This is a genomic window from Candidatus Limnocylindria bacterium (genome assembly GCA_036523395.1).
Taxonomy (GTDB): domain Bacteria; phylum Chloroflexota; class Limnocylindria; order P2-11E; family P2-11E; genus CF-39.
Window position 1 is genome coordinate 1 of sequence record DATDEH010000034.1, and the last position, 6,361, is coordinate 6,361.

Genomic DNA, 6,361 nt, shown 5'->3' on the forward strand with positions numbered 1-6,361 from the left:
TGCGCCCTCGGCCTGGACGCCGATGACCGTCATCTCGGGTCGCAGCGTTTTCGCGACGAGCGCGGCACCCGACGCGCCGCTGCCGCCGCCGACGGGGACGATGAAGACGTCGATGTCGGGCCGCTCGGTCAACACTTCGAGCGCCGCGGTCGCGACGCCGGCGATGAGGTACGGCTCGTTCCCCGAATGCACGTAGCGCGTGCCGCTCGCTGCTGCGCGCCGCTCGCACTCGACGCGCGCGTCGTCATAGTCGTTCCCGTGCTCCACGATCGTCGCGCCGTTCGCGCGCATCGCCGCGACCTTCAGCGGGTTCGCGCCATGCGGCACGACGATGGTCACGGGAACACCGAACACTCCGCCGGCGTACGCGAGCGACTGCCCGTGGTTGCCGGTCGACGCGCCGATCACCCCGGCCTTGGCCGTCGGATCGCGACCGATGAGGTTCAGGCCGCCGCGCACCTTGAATGCCGCGGTCGGGAGAAGACTCTCGCATTTGAGCCACACTTCGAGGCCGAGCGTGCTGCTCACCGCGTCCCGGCGGATCAGCGGTGTTGGCGCCAGATACGCCGCGAGGAAGTCGCGCGCCGCGAGCACGTCGGCGAAGGACGGCTCGCCCGTCCAGGCGGACGCGCTCGTCTTGGACATCGCGCTCGTCATGCCAGCCGCGTCCGCCAGAGCGCGTAGGACAGCGCGAGGAGCCAGGCGCCGAGGAGAGCGCGGAGCGGCAGCCACGCGACGGCCATGTCGACACCGAGCGGGGCGAGCGCGAGCACCAGCGCGAACTCGCCGACCGCGAGACCCAGAGTCACCGCGCCTAGCCAGCGCGGCAGCACGCCGGTCTCCCACCACATCTTCCCGATCGTCCACCACCAGATCGCGCGCACGAACAGCGCCGCGACCGCGAGCTCCGGGGCGGCGGACGCGCTGATGCCGACGAGGGCCACCGCAGTGCCCGCGATCGTGCCGAGCATCGCCCCGCTCTGACGCACCGCCAGGTGCCGCACATGCAGCACCGCGATCACCGGGAGCATCAATCCGTACGCGATGGACGTCAGCAAGAAGAACCACGCTGGATAGAAGCCCGGGCTGAACGCGACGGCGGCGATGTGCGCGACGCCTGCGATAGCCGCCCACCCCGCGGCCTTCCACGTCGCTTCGAGCTCGTGAGCGTCTAAGGCTTGCGTTTCCCGTTCTCGTCGTATTCGTAGAAGCCCTTGCCCGTCTTCACGCCGAGATGGCCAGCGAGGACCATGCGCTTGAGTAGCGGCGGCGGCGCCCACGCGGGATCGCGGAACTCGTCGAAGAACGTGTTCGCGACGTGCAGGTTGATGTCGAGGCCCGTGTAGTCGATGAGCTCGAAGGGCCCCATCGGATGCCGCAGGCCGAGCTTCACGGCTTTGTCGATGTCCTCGGCCGTCGCAACGCCCTGCTCGAGCGCGCGGATCGCCTCGAGCATGATCGGGATCATCAGCCGGTTCACGATGAAGCCCGGCGTGTCCTTGCAGACCACCGGCGTGTGACCGAGACGCGTCACGAACGCGCGCAGCGTCTCGACCGTCGCATCGCTCGTCGTGATCGCCTTCACGACCTCGACCAGCTGCATGACGACCGGCGGATTGAAGAAATGCAGCCCCGCGAACCGGTCAGGCCGTTTCGTAGCGGCCGCGATCTCGATGATCGTGAGACTGGATGTGTTCGACGCGAAGATGGTCGACGGTGGGCACACACGGTCGAGCTGCTCGAAGACCTCCTTCTTCGCGTCCATGACCTCGATCACCGCTTCGATGACGAGATCCCGGTCCTTGAAGTCCGCCAGGGCCGTCGTGCCTTTGATGCGACCGCGCACCTTCTTCGCGTCGTCCTCGGTGATCTTGCCGGACTTCACGACGCGGGCAAGCGATCCGTCGATGCGCGAGAAGCCCTTCTCGATGAACTTCTGATCGATCTCGCGGGCCAGCACGTCGAGACCGGCCATAGCGCACACCTGCGCGATGCCGGAGCCCATCTGTCCGAAACCGACGATCCCGACGCGCTCGATGGCCATGGCGTGCGCAGCATACCGAGATGCTCGATACCATCGGGACGGATGCCTCCCTTCCGTGGGCCCGACGCTGTCGACATCTCCCTCACCGTGAACGGTCAGGGTGCGACCGCGCATCTAGCGCCACAGCGCTCGCTGCTCGAGCTGCTGCGCGGCTCGCTCGGCCTCACCGGGACGAAGCTCGTGTGCAACGCCGGCGACTGCGGAGCGTGCACGGTCCTGGTGGAAGACCGTCCCGTGTACTCGTGCATCACGCTCGCGGTGGCGTGTGAAGGCAAGCGCGTCGAAACGATCGAGGGCATCTCGAAGGACGGCGCGCTCCATCCGGTGCAGGAAGCCTTCATCGAACACGATGCGTACCAATGCGGGTTCTGCACGCCCGGGCAGGTCATGTCCATCGTCTCGCTGCTGCGCACGACGGCCAAGCCCACCGAGGACGACGTGCGGCGCGCCGTCGCCGGCAACCTCTGCCGCTGCGGCGCTTACGTGAACATCGTGAAGGCCGGCATGTCGGCCGCCAGGCGGAGCAAGTAGTGGCCGGTCTCAGGGTCGTCAAGAGCCGCGACGAGTTCGAGGGCGAGATCTTCGAGTCGCTCTCGATCATCCAGGGAAGCGATCTCCCGCCACACGCCGCGGCCGCCGAGTTCGACGAGATCGGAAAGTCGCGGAGGCGCATCGATGGTGTCCAGCGCGTCACCGGTCGCGCGACCTACACGCATGACGTCACGCTGCCGGGGATGCTCCACGCGCGCGTGCTTCGCAGTCCGTATCCGCGAGCCCGCGTTCTCGCGATCGACACGAAGAAGGCCGAGGCACTGCCCGGCGTCCGAGGGGTCCTGCATCGGTTCAACTCGCCGAAGGCGGCGTTCCGCGGCGAGGAGACGATCTTCCGCGAAGAGGTCCGTTTCATCGGTGACGAGGTGGCCGCGGTCGCGGCCGACAGCGTGCAGACCGCCGTGAAGGCGCTCGCCCTCATCGAGGTCGAGTACGAGCTGCTGCCGCACGTCACGGATCTCGAGGAGGCGATCACCGACGGCGCGCCGAAGCTCGAGGAGGGCGGCAACGTATTCGAGGCGGGTTCGCTGAAGCGCGGCGAGGCGCGGCCGGCCTTCAAGAACGCCGATGCCGTCGTCGAGGGGACGTACCGGACCTCGACGCAGATGCACAACTCGCTCGAGTCGCACGGCGCGGTCGCGCACTGGGACGGCGAGATCCTTACCGTGTGGGAGTCCACGCAGCACGTGTTCGGCGTGCGTGAAGGCCTTCGCGCCGCGCTGCTTCTCCCGCTCTCTCGGATCCGCGTCGTCTGCGACTACATGGGCGGCGGCTTTGGCTCGAAGGGTGGCGTGGGGAAGTACTCGATCATCGCGTCGCTCTTCGCGAAGCAGCTTGGCCGGCCGGTCCGCTGCGTGCTCACGCGCCACGAGGAGAACCTCGCCGCCGGCAACCGCTCGGCGACCCTGCAGAAGGTGAAGATCGCCGGCAAGGACGGGCGGATCACCGCGATCGAGCACATCTCGTGGTCGAATGCAGGGCAGGGGCGCTGGGTCGCGAACCCGACCGGGCCGACGAACACCCTGTATGACTTCGCGAACCTCACGACGAAGTCGTACCGCGTCGTCACGAACGCCGGATCGCTCTCCGCGTTCCGCGCGCCCGGCTATGTCGAGGGCACGTTCGCGCTCGAGGGTGCGATCGACGAGCTTGCCGAGCGCATGGGTGTCGATCCACTCACGCTGCGCCGCCGTCACGCCGCGGCGCAGAAGGATCCCCGCACGACGAAGACGTACTCGCTCAAGCGGCTGCTCGAGTGCTACACGATCGGTGCGCGCGAGATCGGCTGGAGCAAGCGGCGCGCGGGCGGCACGCGCGGCTCCGCGCCGCATCGCCGGCGCGGCATCGGCATGGGAACGCAGATCTGGGGCGGCGGCGGCGGTCCTCCCGCGTACGCGACGGTGCACTTCAACGCCGATGGAAGCGTGATCCTTCGTGCGGGGACACAGGACATCGGCACCGGCACGCGAACGGTCCTGGCGCAGATCTGCGCCGAAGAGCTCGGGGTGGACGTCGACCGCATCTCGGTGCGCATCGGCGATACCGAAGGTCCGTACGGCCCGATCTCGGCGGGCTCGCTCACGCTCGCGTCGGTCGGACCGGCGGTCCGACTCGCGGCCCGCGACGCGCGCGAGCAGTTCCTCGGTGCCGCGGCCGGTGTGCTCGAGGTGCGCAAGACCGAGCTGCGGATGGAGCGTGGTCACATCGTCAGCAAGGGTGCGCGCATGCCGATCTCCGAGGTAAGCAAGAAGCTCGAGAACAACACCGTCATCGGGAAAGGCTCGCGCTGGCCGAATCCTGAGAGCCTGTCGATCAAGACGTTCGGCGCGCATTTCGCGCAGGTCGAGGTCGATACGCTGACCGGCGAGATCATCGTCGAAAAGGTCGTCGCGGTGCACGACATCGGGCGCATCGTGAATCCGATGACCGCGGCGTCGCAGGTCCAGGGCGGCGTCATCCAGGCGCTCGGCTTCGCGCTGATGGAGGAGCGCGTCGTCGACCGTTCCCTCGGTCGCGTCATGAACGCCGATCTCGAGTGGTACAAGATCCCGACCGTGCTCGACGTTCCCGAGATCGTCGTGCGCTTCACCGACCGCCCGGATCGTCGGGCCAACAACCTCGGCGCGAAGGGACTGGGCGAGCCGCCGATCATCCCGACCGCGGCTGCCGTCGCGAACGCGGTGGCGAACGCCATCGGCGTCCGGCTGCGCCACGTGCCGATGACACCGGCGCGCGTGCTCGAGGCGCTGGCGGTCGCGCGATGAGCCTGTTCTCGTACGCCAAGCCGCGCGCGCTCGGCGAAGCGCTCAAGCTGCTGAAGAACGGCACCACCGCGCTCGCGGGCGGGACGGATCTCGTCGGTCTCATCCGGAGCGGCCTCGCGAAGCCGAACGCGCTCGTCGACCTCACCGGGATCGAAGGGCTGCGAGGTTGGACGCGCGAGAAGGGCAAGGGTCTGCGGATCGGAGCCCTCACGCCGCTCTCGGACCTCGAGACATCGCCGCAGCTCCGAAAGCTCGCGCCGATCCTCTCCGAATCGCTCCGCGATGCGGCGACGCTGCAGCTCCGGAACATGGGCACCGTCGGCGGCAATCTGCTGCAGCGCAACCGCTGCTGGTATTTCCGCGACGAGGCGGTGCCGTGCTGGCTGAAAGGCGGAACGCGCTGCTTCGCGGCGGAGGGGGAGAACCGCTACCACGCGATCCTCGGTGCGGCGGAGTGCGTGATGGTGGCTCCGTCCGATCTCGCGCCCGCTCTTATCGCCTATGACGCGGAGATCGAGCTCGCGTCGAGCCTCAGTCGGCGCAGCGTGAAGCTCGGCCAGTTCTACATCACACCGAGCGGCAAGCAGCGCAAGGAACACGCGATCCGCAAGGGCGAGCTCATCACCTCGGTGCGGATCCCCGAGGCCGCACTGGAACGCCGCGGCACGTTCCTGAAGGCGATGGACCGCAAGGCGTGGAGCTTCGCGCTCGTTTCGGTCGCGGCCGCGGCGCGGATCAGAGATGGCAAGGCGCACGACGTTCGCGTCGTGCTCGGCGGCGTCGCGCCGTCCCCGTGGTCGGTCCCCGCCGCGCACAAGCTGCTCGAGGGAAGCGCCCTCGACGACAACGCCTGCCTCGCCGGCGCCGACCTCATCCTCGCGAGCGCGCAGCCGCTCCGCGACAACGGCTACAAGGTCACCCTCGCGCGCGAACTCATCCGCCGCGCGCTCCGCTCGCTCGTCGCCTGACCGTATTGAGCGTCGCCGAAGACACGCTCATCGCGGCGATCGAATCGAGCCTGCTGGTCTACCCGCCGGCGTCGGGTCTCTCGGAGGACCTCGGAGTCAAAGGAGTGCGTGGCCGCGTGACCGATCTCTCGCATCCACTCGCCAATCTCGTCGGCATGGCGGACATCGCGCCTGAGGACGTCGATGCCACGCTGAAGATGGTCCGCAACCGGTACTCGCGGGGACGCAAGGCGTACGGCTGGGTCACCGGTCCGCTCACCCGGCCGCACGACCTCGGCACGCGGCTCGTCGCGAGCGGACTTGTGAAGGCCGACGAGATCGCGGGCATGGTGCTCACCGATCTCGCGGTCCCCATCAGGGTCGATCCGACGATCGAGATCCGTGAAGCGACGCTCCACGAGGCGCAGGCGGCGAGCGGCATGATGGCCCGCGCGTACGGCATGCCCGAGGAGGTCGCGCGCTTTTTCAATGTCCTGCTCGCGATGACGGGCAGCAAGGTCCAGAACCGCGGCTACCTCGCGTTCCTCGACGGC

The 6,361-nt window shown here is 68.4% G+C and carries 7 protein-coding genes; 4 read left to right on the forward strand and 3 right to left on the reverse strand.

Annotated features, from left to right (window positions below; translation table 11 throughout):
* The 3 genes from VI056_03805 to VI056_03815 all read right to left on the reverse strand — a co-directional run.
* A partial coding sequence (locus VI056_03805) for a pyridoxal-phosphate dependent enzyme (GenBank protein ID HEY6202144.1) occupies positions 1-657 on the reverse strand: 657 nt, incomplete at its 3' end.
* Positions 654-1,058: a hypothetical protein gene (locus tag VI056_03810; GenBank protein ID HEY6202145.1), complete on the reverse strand. Its 405-nt coding sequence runs from the start codon at positions 1,056-1,058 to the stop codon at positions 654-656. The genes VI056_03810 and VI056_03805, both read right to left, overlap by 4 nt.
* 113 nt (positions 1,059-1,171) lie before the next feature.
* Complete coding sequence (locus VI056_03815) at positions 1,172-2,038, reverse strand: 3-hydroxyacyl-CoA dehydrogenase family protein (protein ID HEY6202146.1); 867 nt, start codon at positions 2,036-2,038, stop codon at positions 1,172-1,174.
* 48 nt (positions 2,039-2,086) lie between these two features.
* On the opposite strand from VI056_03815, the gene VI056_03820 reads away from it, so the two are divergent.
* The 4 genes from VI056_03820 to VI056_03835 all read left to right on the forward strand — a co-directional run.
* Positions 2,087-2,575 carry a (2Fe-2S)-binding protein gene (locus VI056_03820; GenBank protein ID HEY6202147.1) on the forward strand — a complete coding sequence of 163 codons (489 nt, stop codon included), beginning with the start codon at positions 2,087-2,089 and terminating at the stop codon, positions 2,573-2,575.
* A complete protein-coding gene (locus VI056_03825; GenBank protein HEY6202148.1) occupies positions 2,575-4,860 on the forward strand; it encodes a xanthine dehydrogenase family protein molybdopterin-binding subunit in 2,286 nt (761 codons plus the stop codon). Before VI056_03820 ends, VI056_03825 begins: the two co-directional genes overlap by 1 nt.
* Complete coding sequence (locus tag VI056_03830) at positions 4,857-5,828, forward strand: xanthine dehydrogenase family protein subunit M (protein HEY6202149.1); 972 nt, start codon at positions 4,857-4,859, stop codon at positions 5,826-5,828. The genes VI056_03825 and VI056_03830 overlap by 4 nt, the downstream gene beginning before the upstream one ends.
* A 5-nt stretch (positions 5,829-5,833) precedes the next feature.
* Positions 5,834-6,361, forward strand: a 528-nt coding sequence (locus tag VI056_03835) for a hypothetical protein (protein HEY6202150.1), incomplete at its 3' end; no start/stop codon positions are given.

What these genes read in the sequence shown, in the direction of transcription:
- VI056_03820 (HEY6202147.1), top strand. Translation starts at nt 2,087, where the DNA reads ATGCCTCCCTTCCGTGGGCCCGACGCTGTCGACATCTCCCTCACCGTG.
- VI056_03830 (HEY6202149.1), top strand. Translation starts at nt 4,857, where the DNA reads ATGAGCCTGTTCTCGTACGCCAAGCCGCGCGCGCTCGGCGAAGCGCTC.